We start from the raw sequence: 2,232 nt of genomic DNA on the forward strand, positions 1-2,232 counted from the left end.
CAACCCGTCCGCTACGCCGACGCCGTCACCGCCCTGCTCGCCCAGGGCCACCGGGCCTTCATCGAGGTCAGCCCGCACCCCGTGCTCACCATTGGCACCCGGGAAACCGTGGAGCGGGCGGACACCGCGGCCGTGGTCGTCGGCACCCTGCAGCGCGACCGGGCCGGTCTGCCGACCCTGCTGCACCACCTGGCCGAGGCCCACGCCCACGGCGTACGCGTCGACTGGACCGCCTTCTTCCAGGGCACCGGCGCCCACCCGGCCGACCTGCCGACCTACGCCTTCCAGCGGGACCGGTACTGGCCGCCCGTCGACGGCGCGCCGCGCCCGCTGCCCCCGGCCACCCCCGTCACGCCGCCCGCGCAGCGGACCACCGACGGCGGCACGCCCTGGCGCGACGCCCTCGCCGGTCTGTCCCCCGCCGAACGCCGGCACCGGGTCATGGACCTGGTCCGGCTGCGCACCGCCGTCGTGCTCGGCCACGCCGACCCCGCCGCCATCGAACCGCACCTCGGTTTCGCCTCCCTCGGCTTCGACTCCCTCGCCTCGGTCCGCCTGCGCACCGCACTGACCGAGACGACCGGTCTGCCGCTGCCCAGCAGTGTCGTCTTCGACCACCCGAACCCGGCCGCCCTCACCGAGTACCTGGTCACCCGGCTCGACGGCGCGCCCGTCCCGGCCCGCCCCGCCGCCCGCACCACCCCGGCCGACGAGCCGCTGGCCGTCGTCGGCATGGCCTGCCGCCTCCCCGGCGGCGTCACCGGCCCCGAGGAGCTGTGGCGACTGCTCGCCGAGGGCCGCGACGTCATCGGCGACTTCCCCACCGACCGCGGCTGGGACCTCGACGGCCTCTACGACCCCGACCCGTCCCGGGCCGGACACACCTATCTGCGCCAGGGCGGCTTCCTGCACGACGCCGCAGACTTCGACGCCGAGTTCTTCGGCATCAGCCCGCGCGAGGCCCTCGCCATGGACCCGCAGCAGCGGCTGTTCCTCGAGGTCGCCTGGGAGGCGTTCGAGCGCGCCGGTCTCGACCCGCTCGGTCTGCGCGGCAGCGCCACCGGCGTCTTCGCGGGCGTCACCGACCAGCGCTACGACTCCCGGCACGGCGCCGTCACCGGTGTGGACGAGGGACTGCTCGGCACCGGGAACTACGCCAGCGTGCTCTCCGGCCGGGTGGCCTACACCCTCGGCCTGGAAGGCCCGGCGGTCAGCGTGGACACCGCCTGCTCGTCGTCCCTGGTCGCCCTGCACCTGGCCGGTCAGTCGCTGCGCAGCGGCGAGTGCTCGCTGGCGCTGGCCGGCGGCGTGATGGTCATGTCGACACCGCGCGCCTTCGTGGAGTTCTCCCGGCAGCGCGGCCTCGCCCCCGACGGCCGCTGCAAGGCGTTCGCCGCCGCCGCGGACGGCATCGGCTGGTCCGAGGGCGTGGGCGTGGTGCTGCTGGAGCGGCTCTCCGACGCCCGCCGCAACGGCCACCCCGTGCTGGCCGTTGTACGCGGCTCCGCGATCAACCAGGACGGCGCCTCCTCCGGACTCACCGCGCCCAACGGCTCGGCCCAGCAACGGGTCATCCGCTCCGCGCTGGCCGCTGCCGGACTCACCCCCGCCGACGTCGACGTCGTCGAGGCACACGGCACCGGCACCACCCTGGGCGACCCCATCGAGGCCAACGCCCTGCTGGCCACCTACGGCCAGGACCGGGACGAGCCGCTCCTGCTCGGCTCGTTGAAGTCCAACATCGGCCACACCGGGCCCGCGGCGGGCGTGGCCGGCGTGATCAAGACCGTGCTCGCGCTGCGCGCGGGCGAGGTGCCGCGCACCCTGCACGTGGACGCGCCTTCCCCGCACATCGACTGGGCCTCCGGCTCCGTCGAACTCGTCACCGGCACCACCCCCTGGCCCCACACCGACCGGCCCCGCCGCGCGGGCGTGTCCTCCTTCGGCGCCAGCGGCACCAACGCCCACGTGATCCTGGAGGAGGCCCCGCAGGACGCCGGGGAGGAGGCCCCCGAGGAGCCGGCCGCGCCCCCGCGTGCCGCGACGTCGCACGGGGTGCCGTGGGTGCTCTCCGCCCGCTCCCGGGCCGCCCTCGCCGAACAGGCCACCCGGCTCGCCGCCCACCTCGACACCCGCACCGCACCGGACCCGGTGGACGTCTCCTTCTCCCTCGCGACGTCGCGGGCGTTGTTGCCGCATCGTGCGGTGGTGGTGGCCGCTGATGTGGCCGGC

General features: G+C 75.9%; 1 protein-coding gene. It reads left to right on the plus strand.

Going from position 1 to position 2,232, the window contains the following annotated elements:
- Positions 1–2,232: type I polyketide synthase (locus KWI83_RS37585; protein ID WP_218518857.1), on the plus strand; the 2,232-nt coding region annotated here is incomplete at both ends.

Origin of the sequence: Streptomyces sp. TRM70350, assembly GCF_019219825.1 — a bacterium.
GTDB lineage: Bacteria > Actinomycetota > Actinomycetes > Streptomycetales > Streptomycetaceae > Streptomyces.